This window comes from Sphingobacterium sp. JUb20, from assembly GCF_004342035.1.
GTDB lineage: Bacteria > Bacteroidota > Bacteroidia > Sphingobacteriales > Sphingobacteriaceae > Sphingobacterium > Sphingobacterium anhuiense.
This window is the reverse complement of sequence record NZ_SLYV01000008.1, coordinates 14,746-34,268: the sequence shown is the minus strand read 5'-3', so window position 1 is coordinate 34,268 and position 19,523 is coordinate 14,746. Positions and strand designations below refer to the sequence as shown.

General features: G+C 38.3%; 12 protein-coding genes and 1 tRNA gene. 6 read left to right on the top strand and 7 right to left on the bottom strand.

Annotated elements, in window-relative coordinates; translation table 11 throughout:
* The first annotated feature begins 37 nt into the window (after positions 1–37).
* From EDF66_RS14250 to EDF66_RS14235, 4 genes are all read left to right on the top strand, one after another.
* Positions 38–1,762 (top strand): amidohydrolase, encoded by a 1,725-nt coding sequence (locus tag EDF66_RS14250; RefSeq protein WP_132843455.1) that lies wholly within the window; start codon positions 38–40, stop codon positions 1,760–1,762.
* Between the two features lie 27 nt (positions 1,763–1,789).
* Positions 1,790–2,755 carry a transporter gene (locus EDF66_RS14245; RefSeq protein ID WP_132843454.1) on the top strand — a complete coding sequence of 322 codons (966 nt, stop codon included), beginning with the start codon at positions 1,790–1,792 and terminating at the stop codon, positions 2,753–2,755.
* 347 nt (positions 2,756–3,102) lie between these two features.
* Complete coding sequence (locus EDF66_RS14240; protein ID WP_132843453.1) at positions 3,103–4,464, top strand: Gfo/Idh/MocA family protein; 1,362 nt, start codon at positions 3,103–3,105, stop codon at positions 4,462–4,464.
* A 466-nt stretch (positions 4,465–4,930) separates the two neighbouring features.
* Positions 4,931–6,169, top strand: a complete 1,239-nt coding sequence (locus EDF66_RS14235) for a thioredoxin family protein (RefSeq protein ID WP_243656052.1) — start codon at positions 4,931–4,933, stop codon at positions 6,167–6,169.
* Positions 6,170–6,656: 487 nt separating this feature from the next.
* Here the strand turns inward: EDF66_RS14235 and EDF66_RS14230 are convergent, their stop codons facing one another.
* From EDF66_RS14230 to EDF66_RS14220, 3 genes are all read right to left on the bottom strand, one after another.
* On the bottom strand, positions 6,657–6,845 hold the full coding sequence (locus tag EDF66_RS14230) for a hypothetical protein (RefSeq protein ID WP_132843451.1): 189 nt from the start codon (positions 6,843–6,845) through the stop codon (positions 6,657–6,659).
* Between the two features lie 379 nt (positions 6,846–7,224).
* Positions 7,225–9,195, bottom strand: a complete 1,971-nt coding sequence (locus EDF66_RS14225; protein ID WP_132843450.1) for a beta-N-acetylhexosaminidase family protein — start codon at positions 9,193–9,195, stop codon at positions 7,225–7,227.
* A 331-nt stretch (positions 9,196–9,526) separates the two neighbouring features.
* Positions 9,527–9,598 (bottom strand) — tRNA-Glu (locus EDF66_RS14220).
* A gap of 126 nt (positions 9,599–9,724) precedes the next feature.
* Between EDF66_RS14220 and EDF66_RS14215 the strand changes: the two genes are divergently transcribed.
* On the top strand, positions 9,725–12,235 hold the full coding sequence (locus EDF66_RS14215) for a family 20 glycosylhydrolase (protein WP_132843448.1): 2,511 nt from the start codon (positions 9,725–9,727) through the stop codon (positions 12,233–12,235).
* A gap of 83 nt (positions 12,236–12,318) precedes the next feature.
* On the opposite strand, the gene EDF66_RS14210 is transcribed toward EDF66_RS14215, so the two are convergent.
* A complete protein-coding gene (locus EDF66_RS14210; protein ID WP_132843446.1) occupies positions 12,319–12,726 on the bottom strand; it encodes a DoxX family protein in 408 nt (135 codons plus the stop codon).
* A 5-nt stretch (positions 12,727–12,731) separates the two neighbouring features.
* The gene (locus EDF66_RS14205) at positions 12,732–13,637 is read right to left on the bottom strand and encodes an LD-carboxypeptidase (RefSeq protein WP_132843444.1); all 906 of its coding nucleotides are present in this window, start codon (positions 13,635–13,637) and stop codon (positions 12,732–12,734) included.
* A 99-nt stretch (positions 13,638–13,736) separates the two neighbouring features.
* Between EDF66_RS14205 and metG the strand changes: the two genes are divergently transcribed.
* A complete protein-coding gene (gene metG / locus EDF66_RS14200; RefSeq protein WP_132843442.1) occupies positions 13,737–15,806 on the top strand; it encodes a methionine--tRNA ligase in 2,070 nt (689 codons plus the stop codon).
* Positions 15,807–15,853: 47 nt separating this feature from the next.
* On the opposite strand, the gene EDF66_RS14195 is transcribed toward metG, so the two are convergent.
* Both EDF66_RS14195 and EDF66_RS14190 read right to left on the bottom strand, forming a co-directional pair.
* Positions 15,854–16,645: a GLPGLI family protein gene (locus EDF66_RS14195; protein ID WP_132843441.1), complete on the bottom strand. Its 792-nt coding sequence runs from the start codon at positions 16,643–16,645 to the stop codon at positions 15,854–15,856.
* Between the two features lies 1 nt (position 16,646).
* Entirely contained in the window at positions 16,647–19,427 is a 2,781-nt protein-coding gene (locus EDF66_RS14190; RefSeq protein WP_132843439.1) for an outer membrane beta-barrel protein, read from the bottom strand.
* Positions 19,428–19,523: the final 96 nt, after the last annotated feature.

The window sequence follows — 19,523 nt, the reverse complement described above, 5'->3', positions numbered from 1 at the left end:
AAGGTTTAGAAAAAGTTAATTTACTAATACTAACGCTATGTGGAAGAAATACAATATAAACATCATCTTTTTTGCTTTGATCATTACAGGTTGTAAAAGCACTAAGAATGATGCGGACATCCTCTATTACGGAGGTCCCATCTTAACCATGGAAGACGGTAATCCTCAAGTGGAAGCGCTTGCTATTAAGGATGGGAAAATTCTTTTTGCAGGTACGAAGAAAAAAGCCATGAATTATGCTGGTTCTAAAACCGCTGAAGTAGATTTAGAAAACAAAACGTTAATGCCCGGATTTATTGATGCACATAGCCATGTTACTTCGCGAGCAGGCATGTCTCAGGCTGTTGACCTTTCTCCAACTCCTTACGGTACAGTAAACAGTATTGCAGAACTGCAGACCACACTAAAGGATTATATCAAAAAACATCAGCTGGATCCAACTACTCCAGTGATGGGGAATGGATATGACGACGCGATTATTAGTGAGCATAGACATCCGACACGTGCTGAACTGGATGCTGTAAGTACAACAAATCCCATAATCGTGATTCACACTTCAGGTCATGCCAGCGTTATCAATACGGCTATGTTCAAGTTACTACAGATTCCTGAAGATGCTAAAGATCCGCAGGGAGGACATTACGGACGCGATCCAAAAACCCATCGTCTAAATGGGAAATTGGAAGAAAATGCCAGTTTCACGGCACTAATAAAGTTAACCTCACTTTTACCAAAACCGACCGAAACAGATGGTTTATCACAGTCCCTTAAAGATTTTTTAGCGGCGCAGGATGAATGGTTTAGTTACGGACAAACCACGATATGTGATGGTCGAACTATGGGTGTAGGACTTACCTTACTTCGAGAAGCGGCGGCCAAGAAGCTAATAAAGGCAGATATCGTTTATTTTCCTGATTTTGAAGCCAACAAAAAGGAGTGGGAATCATTTTTACCACATTACATGAAATATGAAAATAACCTCAAATTTGGAGGTTTCAAATTTTCGGATGACGGCTCTCCACAAGGTAAAACAGCTTGGTTGACACAACCCTACTTAGTTCCTCCTGAAGGACAAAACAAAGATTATAAAGGCTTCCCAATTTTTACGGATGAAGTTCTTTATGAAGATTTAAAAACGATTTTCTCAAAAAACATCACCGCTCAGCTACATGTGAACGGCGATGCCGCTATTGATCAGGCACTGCGTGTAATAGGAAAATTAAAAGAAGAAGGTATTTATAAACCAGAAATTCGTGCCACACTCATTCATGTGCAAAATAGCAGACCAGACCATATTGCCAAAATTAAAGAAGTGGGTGTCATACCTTCATACTTCTCTGGACATGTTTACTTATGGGGTGATTGGCACTACAGCAGTGTCTTCGGGCCTGAAAGAGCTGCTTTTATAAGTCCTGCAAACGCTGCAAAAAATGCTGGTATCACATTTACCATACACCATGATGCTCCTGTAACGCCACCGGATCTGATAACAGGTGTATATTCTGCTGTCAATAGAATAACACGCTCGGGTATGGTCCTGGGTGCAGATCAACGTATTCCGGTTATCGATGCGCTAAAAGCGATCACCATCAATGCCGCTTATCAATACCAAGAAGAGGATATAAAGGGTTCATTAAAAGCAGGAAAACTTGCAGATCTTGTTATTTTAAATAAAGATCCTTTGACCATTGATCCGAAAGAATTACGCTCTGTTCAGGTCTTAGAAACAATCAAGGAAGGTAAGACAGTATTTAAACGATAGCTACGCATATTAAGAAAACTTATACCAATGAAAAGAATAATCAATTTATTACTGTTGCTATTTGTGAGTACCAGTAGCTTTGCTCAAGGACATTACAATGGTTCATCCTTTAATCCAAATGATTATTTTGCCCCACATGCGGGCTTTATCATTCCGGTATGGTATGGCTATGCCAATATGAACTATTATAATAAGCAGGGGAATAAATCGGATCAGCTGATCAATCCGACACCGAACAATCCGACGACTCTTAATATCGAGCAAAATGTCAAGACCCATTCATTTATCTTAATGGCTATTTATGGCGGCAAAGGTAAAATCTTAAATGCAGACTGGGGTATGATGATCATTCCAACCCTTAATAGCCCCACGGCAAGCATTGCTTTAGATTATTATTCGCAACAGACAGGCGCTGGCCGTTATAACTTCACCAATAAAAGTCTTGGTTTTGGTGATATGTATATCCAGCCGATCTGGCTCTCATGGAAAGATGGAAAATTCAAATATGCGTTAAATTACGGCGTGTGGGCTCCCACCGGAAAATATGAACACAATAGTTTAGACAACGGCGGTCATGGTTACTGGTCTCACAATATTCGAGGGGCTTTACAATACAAACCGCAACCCAAAATCAATCTGAGTATTGCGCCAACATTCGAGATCAATCAATGGCAAAAAGATACTGACTTCAAAGAGGGAAGCCATCTTACTGTCGATCTCGGAGGTTCTTATCTGCTCAACAGCCGTGGCGATGAAGTTGGTGTATTCGGCCACTACACCAAACAGGTTTCCGATGATAAAGGAACTGAAGGTAGTTTCTTATCAGATCAGACAGCAGGAGTTGGTGGCTTTGTTTCCTACTGGATTGTACCTAAAAAAATTGGAGCAATGGCACGTATAACCCAAAACTTTGCAACAGAAAGCCGATTCGGAGGTATGGCTGTACAGGCTGGTGTTAATATTTTAATACCTTCAAAAAGTGCATCTCACTAGATAATTTGAATCCGGATTGACGATACTATCGCCTTAAAGGATCTATTTGTAAAAAAGTGATTGAACAAAAGGTTGAACAGGTGATTTCTATCCCGTTCAACCTTTTTTATTAATATACTCTTGATCGTTAAAAAACGTAATCAATTTTATACCTTCTTATCATGTTACACAGGGAACAAAGAGACTGATCTATTAAAATATAGACTAAGATTATATTTGGTTTTACACGGACATATAATGGACGGATTAGGGATCGGAGAATGTTGTAATTTATTGCAAATTAATAATAAAATAAACATTTTGACCAGTTCTTTGTTTTCTCTTAATAAACCATAAACCAACAAATTATGCCTAATTTCAACCTGAACCGTAGAAAATTTATTCAAGGTGCTACTGCTGTTTTAACTTTATCTGCTCTACAAGCAAAAGGGGTTTCCTCTGAAAGTACACTTAAAAATATGCGGGTCGGATTGATTGGAGCAGGTTGGTACGGGAAAAGCGATCTATTTAGACTCATGCAGGTACGCGATATTGATGTTGTAGCAATCTGTGATGTGGACAGCAAACATCTGGAAGAAGCTGGAAAATTGATCAGTGAACGCCAAATATCCAGAAAAGTACCAAAACTTTACAATGATTACAGAGCAATGCTCGACGCACATAAACTGGATCTGGTACTCATCGGAACTCCCGATCACTGGCATGCGCAACAAGCAATCGACACCATACGTTCAGGGGCACATCTTTATCTCCAAAAACCCATTAGCATTGATGTTCTGGAAGGCGAAGCTATACTGAGCACAGCAAGAAAACACAATAAAAAAGTACAGGTAGGTACACAGAGAAGAAGTACAGCCCACCTTATAGATGCTAAAAACAGAATCATAGATCAAGGACTGCTTGGTAAAATATCACATGTCGAGATATGCTGTTATTATCATATGCGTAAAAATGGAAATCCTGCAGTAGAACCTGTTCCTGACTTTCTGGATTATGAAATGTGGACAGGCCCGGCTCCATTGCGTCCTTATGATGGTTTACCACATGGTGGCTGGTGGCGCACTTTCATGGAGTATGGTAATGGTATTACCGGCGATATGGGTATGCATATGTTCGACACTGTTCGTTGGCTTTTAGGACTTAAATGGCCGGAAAAGATTACTTCAACAGGCGGGATATTTGTGCAAAAAGGCGGAAAATCCAATATTGCGGATACACAGACTGCTATATTTGAATATCCTGACTTAAATTGCGTTTGGCAGATGCGGTCCTGGGGAACTCCTGCAGATCCAGAATACCCTTGGGCATTTGTTATCTATGGAGAAAAAGGTACTTTAAAAGGCAGTGTCATGAAATATGAGTTTATTCCGGTTGGTAAAGGAGAGCGCATTGCTATGGATGTGGTTTATGAGAAAGAAAAATTTCCAGCAGATCTCAATGAACCCAGAATCGAACTGCACACCGCTCCTGCTACCCGTCAACATATGCTGAATCTTTTATCTGCGATTGAAAATGACCATCTCCCTATTGCTGATATTGAAGAAGGACATATCTCAACGGCAAGTTGTATTCTGGCCAATCTATCCATGTTATTGAACAGACCATTGGTCTACGACCCTATTAAAAAAAAATGTATTGATGATCCTGAAGCAACCAAATTATTAAGAAGACCTTACCGGGCACCTTGGAAACATCCATTTTTGGGATAAATCTTAAACTTAGAAAACTGGTGTACTCAAATTGTATATTAGCATAAATCTTAATAATCATCAAATATTTTTTTGCTTATTGAAACTAAAAAAAAGTATTGACTCATAATTAGTACTAAGGGATTATTCTATATGAATCAATGATCAAATTGGAATTCTTTTCAGATGAACGATTGGTGAGAATAGTGAGTGTATATCAACTGTGGCCCCCTTTATTATAGTCCCGTTCGCTGGGGTCATCGATACGCATAATCAAATGGATATTTGTCCAGCTAAGATTCGCTACGCGCTGCGTAGAGAATTGGTCAAATTCAGGGAACTGACCATTATTAATTGGGTTATGATATTCCGAGCATTTACTTATTGATTAATCCGCCGTTTCGGTTCTACGGGTTCTGAAGATTTTTTGTAATATTTTTTGATAAGCTTTTATTTCAGTAAATTCACATATAAATATCAACTGATTATGAGAAAATTAATTTTAATGTTATTCTTGGTTCCATCATTACTATTCGCTCAGAGCAAGGGTGTTAAATTTGAGCATGGTCTCAATTGGAATCAAATTAAAGAAAAGGCAGCCAAGGAAAACAAATTTATTTTTGTCGATTGTTTCACCACTTGGTGTGGCCCCTGCAAGTACATGACAAGCACAATCTTCCCACAGGCGAAGGTAGGTGATTTCTTCAACGCCAAATTTATCAATGCCAAAATCCAAATGGATAAGACCGAAGGGGATAATCAAGAAGTAAAATCCTGGTACGCGGAAGCAGATCGTTTTGCCAAAGATTATAAAGTAGTAGCATATCCTACTTTCTTGATCTTTGATTCAAAAGGCAAGCTTGTACACCGAATTGTAGGGGGCGGTGATGCGGATGGATTTATTGCTAAAGCTCAAAAGGCATTGGATCCGAATACCCAGTATGAAACCCTATTGGCAAAATTCAATGCTGATCCACAAAATACAACGATTGCAAAAGCTATGGCCCAAGTGGCAAAAGAAGCTTATGATAAAGAAACACAGGCAAAGGCTGAGAGCATTGTATTATCTTCGCTATCAACAGATCAGCTCTTTACAAAAGACAATTTAGAGTTATTGATTTCTTCTGCGAGCATTAAGGATTCGAAAGCATTTAACTTAATAAAAGATAACCCAACCAAGTTTGATGCCATCAGCGAGAAGGTTAAAGCAAATGATTTCTTAGGTAAGCTATTGATCAGTGAAGCTGTCAATACCAAAATACTGGCTAAGGAAGATGTAGATTTTGCTGCTATAGAAAAAGAACTGGCTCAGAAATACCCTACAGTCAATACCGAAAAAACGAGTTTGGAAATGCAACCGCGTTATTTCTCTTATACTAAAAACTATCCTGGATTGAGAGATAGTTTTAATAAGTATATTGCCAAATACGGTTCGACGGTCACAGCAATGGAATTAAACCAGATGGCTTGGTCTATCTTTGAAAACTGTGATGACCCAGCTTGTTTAAAAGCGGCTTCAGAATGGAGCAAATTATCACTAGAGAAAGAAAAAGATACACCGATGTATCTAGATACCTTTGCCAACCTTCTTTATCGTCTAGGTGACAAAGATCAAGCAATCAAAACACAAGAGAAAGCGATATCACTTTTGACTGCAAACGATAAAAAAGAGGATTATATAGCAACGCTTCAAAAAATGAAAAAAGGCGAAAAAACTTGGGAATAAACAATATCCCAAAACAAAAAGTCCAGATCGACGAAGTTGATCTGGACTTTTTTATTTCAATAGGAATAATTAGCTTACAACTATTTGCTTATCAAAAAGTTAAATGAGCATTGCATTCATCTATCACTCTGAATAATCCAATTGAAACCCAAAATCGAGGTAAGGATCATCAAAAAAAAGATATGCAATCTAAATTTTATTTGTCAATATTTGAGATGAAGTCTACTTCCGAATAACTATTTATATCATGAGATTTTAGAAAAAAAACTTTTCATAAAAAAATTCCATGGTCAATTTCGCGGTATGGCGAAAGGAATCTCCGGACGCACTTGACCATTTCGCCACGTGGCAAAATTATACAGCCACCATTCCGATGCATTTTCCCGAGTATCCATATTAATCCGTCATCTCGGTGAATCACTTAGTCCTTCCTCCTCCCGCTTTCATGAACCTCAAAAACTCTTAGACATATTGCGAAGCCACACAGTCACCAGTGTTTCTCATTTCCCCGAGTGTCCAAGCCATTTCCCCGCCCCTCTAAATCACATCGACCTAGGTATAAATGCTTTTCTCCATCGTCGAAACCGCTACGCCATAGCGCGAAGACATGCTCCGTTGCACACAAAGCATAAAACTGACGACTTCCTAGCTTACTTGGAATGCGCCAATTCTTCATTATTTGGCACTTAACCAGACTCTTTATTATCGCAGTTTAATTACTGAACATCTCGTTGTCAAGTCATCATTAGTTTATTCTTCACCTGTGGCCTCCTTGATATAATAGTTCCGTTCGCTGGGTTCATCGATACGCATAATCAAACGGATTATTTGTCCAGCTAAGATTCGCTACGCGCTGCGTATAAAATTAGTCAAATTCAGGGAATACTTGTTAGAACTGCCTCATTTTCCACAAATTGACTTCTGATAAGATTTTTAAGAGTTATTCCAATGGCCGGTAAATGCCCCATGAGAAAGATAAAACAAATAAATGTTCACTATTTCACACATGTTCATGGAACGTGAACATTCGTGAAATAGTGAACATAAAGTATGATCTACTTACTACCTTTTGCTATATAAAGTAATTTGGGTGCATCTTTAATAAATACATCCAATACTCCGTCTGCTATTTTAACTGGCCCTTCAAAGCGAGTCGCACCTGGTGTTGAGGGAATAACCGCCGCCTTTTTAGCGAGTTCTTGAGCTTTATCAAAATAACCGATACTATTACTTTTACCCATTTCTACCTCCTGCAAACCTAGGACAACAGATTCTAAAGCCTCTCCCCATATTGCCATCGCATCTAACCACGGTCCAGCTTCACGGACAAAACCCTTATCAATTGTTCCTGAGCGAATAATATTTGGAGTATTTCTAAATTCATGAGCATGATTTAGTAGATTTTTAATAGCCTGCGCACGGTCATCTTTATTACCATAAGAAAGAGCATCTCTAAACTTATCTAAAATTAACTTTAATGCTGGTGCTTGCACTTGCCAAGGGTGTGTTCCAAATGTTGGGGCTAAGTGCTGGGTATCGAAAAACAGCAATAATGCCTGAGTGGTTTTTGGATTATTTCCAGCTAATTGACGCGCAGCAAATGTCCAAGTACGAGAAGCATCGTAATCTTGATCATTCCAAGCAAAAGCAGCCACTCCCGATATTGCCACTCTACTAGCAGCTTCCTGATTCATTGGATTGGACAAAATGCCGGCAAGCTGTTTTGATAACCCCGCTTCCCTTCTATCATATGGTGCTAAAAGAAGTCTTCCTTTAGATTCGGCATAGTCATTTACAGGATAATTATCCCAGAGCAATGTTGGTTTTCCAAACACCTTAGTAGCGGCTTTTGCATCATTTATAGAAATTGATGGTGGAACGACATCAGTTCCTGTCCATTGAACAACGATATCTTGATTTAAATTTTTACGTAATGCGGCTTTATACGGAGTTTCTTTAGCATCATAATACTCTGTGGGAACCATAATTAAATTTGGCGCCTCAGGATCTACTCCCTTGATATAGTCCTGCAATTTATTTAATAATGAAGATTGTGCTACAGCGGCAGCTTCGGGGCCAGATTTTCCAAAAGTGATCGAATCTTGATTACAGTTCCATTTTTGATACTCAATATCATCTAACGCCAAATAAAAACTACGCACACCCACGCTTCTTAACGCATTTACTTTGTCTTTTAATAGATCAAAATCTGTTTTACATGAAAAACAAATTGTTGGACCAGGCGATATTGCATAAACAAAGTTGATATGATTATCGGTTGCAATCTTTGCTATACGACCAAGTTCTGATAATGTGTCTGCAGGATAAGGTTCTCTCCATCTATCTCTAGCGTAAGGATCATCTTTTGGCGTATATACGTAGGTATTGGCTTTAACAGAGGATAAAAATAATAAATGTTGCTCGCGCTCTAGCATAGTCCAGGGTTTCCCGTAGAACCCTTCCACCGAACCGCGGATAGGCTGAGCTGGGTAATCTTGAATCAATAGTGATGGAAAGAAAGCGCTTGTGATTAACTGTGCGAAGCTTTGTGTGGCATGAAATAGACCATGCGCATCATGCCCCATTAGTGATATTAAAAAACCTTGATCTTTTTTTCCACTAGAAATTACATAACCTTCTTTATGAGAATCTAAAATTGCCTGGTTGTTGCTAAGAAGTGCTGTTCCGTCCCCACTTTTGCTCTCCCCTAGAACCACTACTGTACCTCGAATTGACTTTGGAATCTTTTGGGTTGTATTCACATTCTTCACTCCTGCCTTGTTCAGCATCTTCTCTACTGTGGTCTTAGTATACTCACTAACCTCTGGTAATGCAACTAAAGTAATGGTCTGTCCAAGAGGAAAGCTCTCGCCTTGAAGTTCCATAAACACAGGTGAGGGAAATATAGAAGGAAGGGTTGATACCGTAGCGGTTTCAAAATTCTTTTGCTGAGCATACCCCAATTTTAAACTTCCGCTTAAAATAACTGCCCCTAATAAACCATATATAATTTTTTTATTCATCATTAAATTAAGTTTAATTTCTATGCTAATTAATAGCATAAATTCCAAAAATAATATAATTCACCCATATAACTTCCATGTATGTGATTTATTACATAATCAAACTCCCCGTACGCGCATCTTAAATTTAAATTGATTAGTATGACAACGATGCCACAGATAGAGAATAAAAAGATGCTACATCTGCTTCTTTGGGGATAGATTAATTGATGAAAAAAATAGAATTAAATAGGGTATTAATTTATAGAAATCACACAAAATACTTTGGCATAAAATAGGACATATGCCAAATAAAGCGCATAAAAAAAGCGACTCTTTTGAAGTCGCTTTTTTGTAGCCCGTAGGGGAATCGAACCCCTGTTTCTAGAATGAAAATCTAACGTCCTAACCCCTAGACGAACGGGCCTTTTTGTGTTTCGGTGTGCAAATATAGAAAGGTTATTGAATATTTCAAAATAAAAATGAAAAATTATTTATTTCTCTAAAAATTGTATCTTTAGATCACACAACAAACTAAACAACTTATAGATTCATGAGTTATCAACCGTATAAAAAGTCCATTTGGCTGTCTACTACAATGGCATTGTTGACAGCAAATCTCTTTGCCCAGACTCCTGCAAACATTGAAAATAAGATTTCAGTACGCTGGGAAGTTCCAACAGGAATAAGTTTAAAGAAAAACCCGACGTCTAAATTAATCATTAAAAACACAGACAGTCAGCAAATTGCACTTAAAGATTGGTCACTATGGTTTAATTTCATCCGTGGAATAGATGCAAAATCTGTTGATTCACGTTTTAAATTGTCACATCGTAATGGAGATTTATTCCAGATTGAATTTGCAAAAAACAATCTAACGTTACAGCCCAAAGATACCATTGAAATCAATTTTACAACACTCGGTGGCCTGATAAATTATACAGATGGACCAATCGGGCTTTACGTAAGCTATGATGGTAAAGATACTTATGCGGACATCAAAAACTATGAAGCGCAGCGCAATACCTTTACGGCAGAACAGCGTAAAGCCTATTTAGAACAGAAGTTTGCGAGCAATGAGCTTCTTTCTAAAGGCTCACAGCAGGATATTCTTCCGCTACCGGCGCAAGCAAGCTTTGATAAAACAAAGTCATTTAAATTGACAAATACCGTTTCAATCAATAGCGATAATGATTTTAATAATGAAGCGGGTTTATTCATACAGTTCTTAAAAGAACAAACAGGAATACAGGCACAGAAAAGCACGAGTAAAGACGCTCAAATCAAGATCGTTAAAACTGCAGGCTTTGAAGATGAGGCTTATGCATTGAATATTGATAGCAAAGGAATCGAAATTAAAGCAAGTACCGCAACGGGTGCATTCTACGGTTTACAGTCATTAAAATCTTTAATTCCTGCCGCAGCATGGAGCACGACGAATAAGTCATTGAATTTCCCATATGCTCAGGTAAAAGATCAGCCCCGTTTCCCGTATCGTGGTCTCATGCTGGATGTGGCACGTAATTTCCATAGCAAAGCTGAGGTACTTCGTATTTTGGATGCAATGGCGCAGTACAAACTGAATAAATTTCACTTCCACTTCATCGATGATGAGGGCTGGCGTTTAGAAATTCCAGGACTACCTGAATTGACTGAGGTCGGTAGTGTACGCTCTGCCAACTTTAAAGATGGAAAAGCCATACAACCGGCCTATGGATCTGGAGCGGTAGCAAAAGAAAAACAATATCTAAGCACGCAGGACTATATCGAGATTTTACGTTATGCCGCGGCAAGACATATTGATGTCATTCCAGAAATTGAAACTCCGGGACATGCACGTGCTGCTATAAAATCAATGGAAGCGCGTTACAATAAACTTAAAAAAGCAGGAGACCTTAAAGGTGCGGAAGAATATTTATTACATGATCCGGAAGACCTATCGGTATACAACTCTGCACAGAACTGGAACGACAACGTTTTAAATCCTGCCTTACCTTCTTCGTACCATTTCTTAAGTAAGGTAATCGATGAAGTGAAAAAAATGCATGAACAAGCCGGCGTACCTTTAAAGATCATCGATCTAGGCGGGGATGAAACCCCTGCTGGCGTCTGGGAAAAATCTCCAAAGATCGAAGCTTTCATGAAAGAAAATAACATCACATCCGTGCATGATGTGTGGCCATATTACATTAACCGTATTAATGAATTATGCCACTCTAAAGGATTGATCATGTCAGGTTGGGAAGAAATGGGGATGAAAAATTTCGGAAAGGGAATGGATGTAAATCCAGCACTGGCCGATCATAACATCAACTTAAACGTCTGGAATAACCTGATCGGTGGTGGACAGGAAGATTTAGCGTACCGCCTAGCGAATGCAGGTTACAAAGTTGTCTTTACTTCTGCTTATAACAACTATCTGGACATGACCTGGGACCATAACTTTGCTGAGCCGGGACATAGCTGGGTAGGATTGGTTGATATTAACAAAACATACTCGTTTGCTCCGGAAAACTATTTTATTAACCTGTTCAAAGACAATTCAGGAAACGAGTTACCGAAAGATTTCGCAAAAAATAAGGTGCATTTAACGGAAAAAGGCAAAGCAAACTTCTTGGGTGTTAAAGCTGGACTTTGGTCTGAAAAAATAAATAACGATACGCGTCTTGAAGAAATGATTTTTCCACGCTTATTGGCAGTTGCCGATCGTGGATGGGCTCCGGAACAAAGCTGGGAAAATGGCGAAAATTTTGATCATCAGACTTACCAAAAAAGCTATGCTGGATTTATGCAGAAGTTAGGTAATGATGAATTGAAGAAATTAGATAAATTAAATAAAGGGTATCATTATCGTGTACCTGCTGTCGGAGTAAAATTGATCGATGGAAAGTTAACAGCCAACACCGACTACCCTGGTTTTAAAATTTACTACAGTGAAGATAACACGGAACCTACTTTAAAATCAAAAGAATATAAAGGAGCTATTCCGTTTAATAGCAAGTCAACCTACAAGTTTAGAGTAATCACTCCGATCGGAGACTTGGGGATTGTTTCGACATACTAAAATAGAACGTTCACAGAACAAAAGAAGAGGCTTAACGCATGATGTGTTAAGCCTCTTCTCTTGTTACAATAAGTTCAACTGTCTTATTTCTTATCAACAGAATACTTTCCCGGACCGATAAATAATAGACCAATAAAAACACAGCATAATTCAATGGCATGAGAGGCTCCTTTAATGCCATCTCCTTTTCCGAAATGAACAAGAGCCGCAACAATCATCGTGAACGCTAAAAAAAGTAAAGTAGGTCTAGTCCAAAGGCCGATCAATAAAAACAAACCTCCTACTCCTTCGGTAACGGCTGCCATAAATCCCCAAAAAATGGGTAAGAAATGAATGCCTAATACTCCCATAGACCCCCCAAGCTTAGCCCATGCCTCTACTCCGCCCATCATTTTAGGGAAACCATGCACAATCATCATCACGCCTAAACCAACACGCATGATCAATAAACCGAAATCTTTATATTTTCCTAAATTTTGAAATAGTGCCATAATATTTAATCGATATATGTTAATGAAACCTTATTTTTTGTGGTCTTTAATTTCACCTTCTTCCCAAAAATTAATGCATGATTATCATCAATATGGCCGGCAGGATAAGCGAATGCTACTGGAAAATCTGCATCCCTTACTTTGTCCATCACAATTTCAGAGACAGACTGTCCAAATGAAGGATCAGCATCTTTCATTCCGGAAAAACCGCCGACAATCAGGCCTTTCAATTTTTTAAATTTCCCGGCCCGCTTCAATGCCCATAACATACGGTCGACACTGTAGAAAGTCTCTCCGACATCTTCGATAAACAAGATTTTACCATCGTAATTGACATCTGACTCAGATGCCAGTACGGATAGTAGAATAGCTAAATTTCCTCCAACAAGTATTCCTGTTGCTTCTCCTACTCTATTTGGAAATTCTTTCTGCTCATAGCTGTAATCTACCGACTGCCCGAAGAGAGCGGCCTTCAAGGTATCTAAAGATGCTTTGGTACCTGCTTCAAAAGATTTTGGCATTTGCCCATGTATGGTAGGAATGGCAAATTGCTGTTGAATATGACTATGTAAAACAGTAATATCACTAAATCCAACAAGCCATTTAGGCTGTTTTTGAAAAAGTGAGAAATCAAGTTGATCAATAATCCTCACGCAGCCGTATCCACCTCTTGCCGCAAAAACAGCTTTGATAGACTCATCGTCCAAAGCCCATTGCAAATCGGCAGCTCTTTCATGATCATCGCCCGCAAATTGATGGTAAGCGGCTGTGACAGTCTTTCCCAAAAGGACCTCCAGGCCCCATGATTCCAAAATTTTAAAGGCAGCATCTATATTTCCACGAATAAAACTTGCAGGACAGACAATTGCGACTTTATCGCCTGCTTTAAGAAATTCAGGTATTTTCGTCATAATCTTTATTTTAATACCGCAAATTGAATTATCTTTGTCAAAGAAACAAACATTTATAGTGTTTTTTTATTTCGCTAACTACTAATTTACTGTATAGCATTGAGTAATTTATCCAAAAAACGTTACACCATTACATCTGCATTGCCTTATGCTAATGGTCCTTTGCATATTGGTCACTTGGCCGGCGCATATATTCCTGGCGACATTTTCGTGCGCTATTTACGTCTCAACGATAAAGACGTTGTCTATGTCTGTGGTTCTGATGAACATGGAGCGGCGATTACCATCCGTGCAAAAAAAGAAGGTATCACACCACAGCAAATTATTGATAAGTACAATTCACAAATTAAAGAGAGCTTTGAAGAGTTCGGTATTGCATTTGATATCTATCACCGCACTTCCGAACCTATCCACCATGCGTTGTCTCAAGAATTCTTTACGAATTTGTACGATAAAGGTGAATTCGTTGAGAAATTCTCGGAACAATACTATGATGAAGATTTTCATCAATTCTTAGCTGATCGTTATATTGTTGGTACCTGCCCTAACTGTAAGTCCGAAGGTGCGTATGGTGACCAGTGTGAGAAATGTGGTACTTCATTAAGTCCAACAGACTTAATCAATCCAATATCGACATTGAGCGGAAAAACACCGGTATTAAGAAAAACAAAACACTGGTACTTGCCACTAGATAAATACCAACCTTGGTTAGAGAAATGGTTGATCGAAGGTAAAAAAGACGTTTTGAAATCAAATGTTTTTGGTCAGTGCCAATCTTGGTTAAAATCGGGTTTACAACCTCGTTCGATGACCCGCGATTTGGACTGGGGAGTAGATGTTCCGCTTCAAGAGGCTGCTGGTAAAAAACTTTATGTTTGGTTAGATGCTCCGATAGGCTACATTTCTGCTACCAAGCAATGGGCTATTGATCATGGTAAAAACTGGGAAGATTATTGGAAAAAACAAGAAAATCCTGAAGATGACTCTTGCTTAATCCATTTCATCGGAAAAGATAATATCGTATTCCACTGTATCATCTTCCCCGCGATTTTACATGCACATGGTGAATATATTTTACCGGATAACGTACCAGCAAATGAATTCTTAAATCTTGAAGGCGACAAATTATCGACCTCTCGTAATCATGCTGTTTGGTTACATGAATATTTAGAAGAGTTTCCGGGTAGACAAGATGAATTACGTTATGTATTGACTTCTATTCTTCCTGAAACATCTGATAGTGAATTTACATGGAAGGATTTCCAAGCTAGAGTTAACAATGAACTGGTTGCTATCTTTGGTAACTTTGTCAACCGTGTCATGGTACTTTCTCACAAATATTTTGATGGCAAAGTAGTTAGTGGTTCTCCGTTAAATGAAGTTGATCAAAATGTTTTTGCTGAATTAGCAAAATTCCCTGATGCAATCACCGGATCTATACAGCAATATCGTTTCCGCGAGGCATTAGCACAGTTTATGAATGTTGCTCGTTTAGGAAATAAGTATTTAGCAGATGAAGAACCTTGGAAAGTGATTAAAACGGATGAGGAACGTGTAAAAACGGTTCTGAATGTGGCCACACAAATAGTCGCAAACTTAGCGGTATTAGCACAGCCTTTCCTTCCGAAAACTGCTACAAAACTTTTCGAAATGCTTGATTTCCCAAGTACAAATTGGACAAATGCAGGTAAAGCGGATTTAATTACTGATGGTCATCAATTGAGTGAAGTACAACTATTGTTCGAAAAAATCACGGATGAGCAGGTTGAATTTCAATTGAACAAATTGGCGCAGGCAAAAATTGCAAATGCAGCGGCAAATGTAAAAACTGAACCGGCTAAAGCCAATATTGCTTTCGAAGATTTTACGAAACTTGATATTCGTGTGGGTACGATCTTAGAAGCAGAGAAAGTTGCTAAAACAAAGAAATTATTAAAAATCAAAATTGATACTGGTATTGACCAACGTACGGTTGTATCTGGGATTGCAGAATTCTTCTCTCCGGAAGAAATCATTGGCAAACAGGTATCTATTTTAGTAAATCTGGAACCTCGCGATATCAAAGGAATCACCTCTCAAGGGATGATCTTAATGGCTGAGGATGCTGATGGCCGCTTGGATTTTGTGAATCCAACCTCGGCAATCAAACCGGGTAGTACCATTAGATAAAGAACTATATTTAAACAAGAAAGGGAACGATGAGTTCCCTTTCTTGTTTAAAATAATATCGCTTTCAGCTTTTTATTAAATTCCTTTTCGTCCATCCAATCGTAGACAGAAGATTTTAGTTTTGCGATAATGGCGGTCTTGGGCTCCGCAACCACTTTCTTTTTCTTGGTCAGCACATTGGAAACTGGCGTATTGGTTAATTCAACCTTTGTTGCAAAAATATTAATGTTCATGCTCGGAATGGATACACCCAAAATCATCCCAGGTAAACCATGAATAAGTTCTGGACCTGTTGGAATGGGAATCTGCCCAGCAAAAAATGCCACCACATAAATAGAATCTTGAATAATCCCGTTTGCCCGGCGACAATCGTAACCTGCGATATTACGATATTCATCCGTATACTTCCACTTCACATTGGGCAATGAATCTTTCATTAATAATTCTTCATCTCCGAAAGGCAATAACTTTAGGAAGTTGCTCTCTTTAACATTGATATAGGTTTTGGAATCAGTAATAAAGGGGCTGTACCAAGAGTAATTACGATAATTCGGCGGATAATCCTCCTGCACAGTCTCAAAAACGGTTTCATCATCAAAGAATTTTAAACTATGATGCGTAATCATCTCTACAGGACCAGATTTCATGGCCTGCTCCACACTAATCTTGTCCCAACCATCCAGATCTGGTTTATTCAAAAAATTGCGTTTTAAAAAATTATGTAAATGAAATTTCCTTTCAAAAGTAACGGTTCCACTGCTCGGAAAAAAAGCGTACTGGGCAGATGCATGCATCATAAAGCCCACCAATAAAAACAGTACTACAATATATTTATTCATCTTATTTTCCTCCTTTCATTGTTGTAAAATTATAAATCACCTTCAACATACCATAACGGCGCAATACATCATTACTCGACTGAATAAAAGATGTACCATTTTGGTATCGATTAATACCATTATTCTTATTTAAGATGTCGTTTACATAAAGCTGCATCTCTAACGATTTATCTTTAAAGAATTTCTTTGAAATATAACCATTCATATTAACGATATTAATAGACTGCAGGGTTTGAGTCGAGCTCTGATAGCTTTGATTAACGTTAAGTCCTACTTTAAAATCTTTCGGGAGGTAATAAGTTACATTGCCATAAGAATTCATTTTAAAAGTTGTTCTGCTTAATTCTGGCTGTAAAGATGAACTTAAATTTTCAACCCCCGGACTAATACTGATATAAAAATCTAACTTATTAGCTTTGTAGCGACTTAATCCAATACTCGGGGAAAAGCTCCAACTTTCATTTTGGTTTAAGCGCGGTTCTTCCCTCTCTAAAGACATGTAGCTATACTGACTACTATATTCGGCATTAGCTCCTAAATTCATATTAAGCCCCCATTTTTTCTGAATGACAAAGCGGTATCCTGACCCTCCATATAAGCTCCAATTCGCCTTGTCAATATTAACAGATTGAACATCCTGTGTACCGTTATCATAATACCTCACTCTACTCGAAATCGTATTATTTCCCTGTGTTGCGCTTACATAGGCATAGATACTTTGATCCTTCAGTTGCTTATAAGAATTAAAGTTTAAACTGTAATTATTCGAGAAACCAGCTTTTAAATCAAAATTATCGAGGTAGGTCACCAGCTGCTGCGAGTTTTGTTTTAAAGGTTCTATTTGCGTCAATGAAGGTTGCAATGTCCTTCCCGAGTACCTGAAATTAATACTTTTACTTTTCGTAATCTGATAATTAGTCGATAAACTTGGACGAATTGACGTTTGATCACGCTGAAGCACAGTTCCTAAATTATTATACTTGCGTTTCACGTCTTCAAAATCCAGTTGATTGCTTAGATTAACCGTTAACTTACTGTCTTTATAATTCAAAGATGTATTCAGACCATTTTTTATACTTGTAAAATCAAAATCATTAAGTACTTTCTGATCTAAAACGGTATACTCACCCGTAACCGAATCTCTATTGAAAGATTGATTCAGTGTCTCCGATTTATTATTTAGGAATGAATAACCTAAAGCCGCCGTCAATCTTTTCGAAAGAGGTTCGGTAAAAGTCATCGAAGCTCCAATATTCGTATTCTTATTTTTATTTCTTTTAAACTGATCGATGGTATCCGTACGAGCATCTTTAAAAAGATATACGCTTGAAAAATAATTTGTTTTCCCATTATTCTGATCAGTATTCGTATTAACTGCCAAAGTCAATGATCTTCTTACTTTCTTAAAACGTCTGGTGAGTAGAACGTCTAAATTATACTTTTCTTGATCTGTTCTCGAATTGTTTTTAGAATATGTTTCTGTGATTCCCTGTCCTTCCAAAGTTTTTTGGTCAGCAAATGTCTCTGAAAAATTATCCCCTTGTGATTTATTGAGCCCCATCTTTACAGTCATATCGGTCAGTGAGTCCAATTTGTAATCATACCTCAGGTTTGCCGCATTTGTCCTATTCTCAGTTTCCAAAGCCGTTCTTGAATTGTCAATACGAACTTGGTCAGGAACGTTATTTTGTTCAAAATAAGTTCTTGTATTATCTACATTCAGCTGATTACGTTTATAATTGACATTGATCTTATGTTTGTCATTTGCCGTTTTATCCGAGTAACTTGCCCCAAAGTTGAGTGCTTTGGGTACTCCCCCTCCATAATATCTGCCATCAAACCCACCTTCCGCACCATCTCCACCCGAAATCATAATCCCTCCTCCATCCATTACTTCCACATTACCACCCCCTGTGCCATACTTCTGTCCATCCTCAAAGCCTAGACCCACCATACCATCATTGGCTGCAATACCGTATACAGCTATTTTCTGGCTCCCTTTAAATTTATTGACCATCACTTTGCCCCCATAGTAGTTATCAGTACCGCCACCCACGGTAGCTTGCCCAAACATTCCTTTCTTACTATCGGCCTTTAACTTGATATCAATAGTCTGCGTGCGTTCGCCGTCATCAACACCTGTACGGTCTGCCAGGTCTGATTTCTTTTCATACACCTGTACCTTACTGACCATATCCGACCGAATATTTTTCGTGATGAGCGTCGGATCATCACCAAAGAACTCTTCTCCGTCCAATAATACTTTCTTCACTTCTTTTCCATTAGCCGTAATCTTTCCGTTTGCATCCATGGTCATACCGGGCAACACTTTTAAAAGATCTTCCACTTTAGCATCTTTTTCGACTTTAAAGCTTCCTGCATCATATTCAATGGTATCCCCTTTAATGACAACAGGGATTCTACCTGTCACTTGTGCCTCTTCCAAAAGCAATGCGGCTTTTGATAATTTAATAGTTCCAAAAGCAATGGGCTCTTGACCTACAGTAACATCCTTGACAACATCCACATATTGAGGAAAGGATACAATGAACCGATAAGTTCCTGTATCAATTTTAGGAAAGGAAAAGGATCCATTTTCATTTGTTCTCACGAACTTGACAAGAACGGAATCTTTCGCATTTAATAATACAACAGCCGCTTTACCAAGTTTCCCCCCATCCTTCGAATCTACAATCTCTCCCGATACTTTTGTTTGTGCATGTGTTGCATTGGTCAGCATAAATGAGCATAATAATAATATGCTCCAATAGAATTTGGCCATTAGGTTCGGTTTATAATGATATTAAAAACTAAAGATATAGTTTTAATACGATAACGTCGTATGCTTTTTGTTAAATTTTCGTTAAAAATAAAAAAG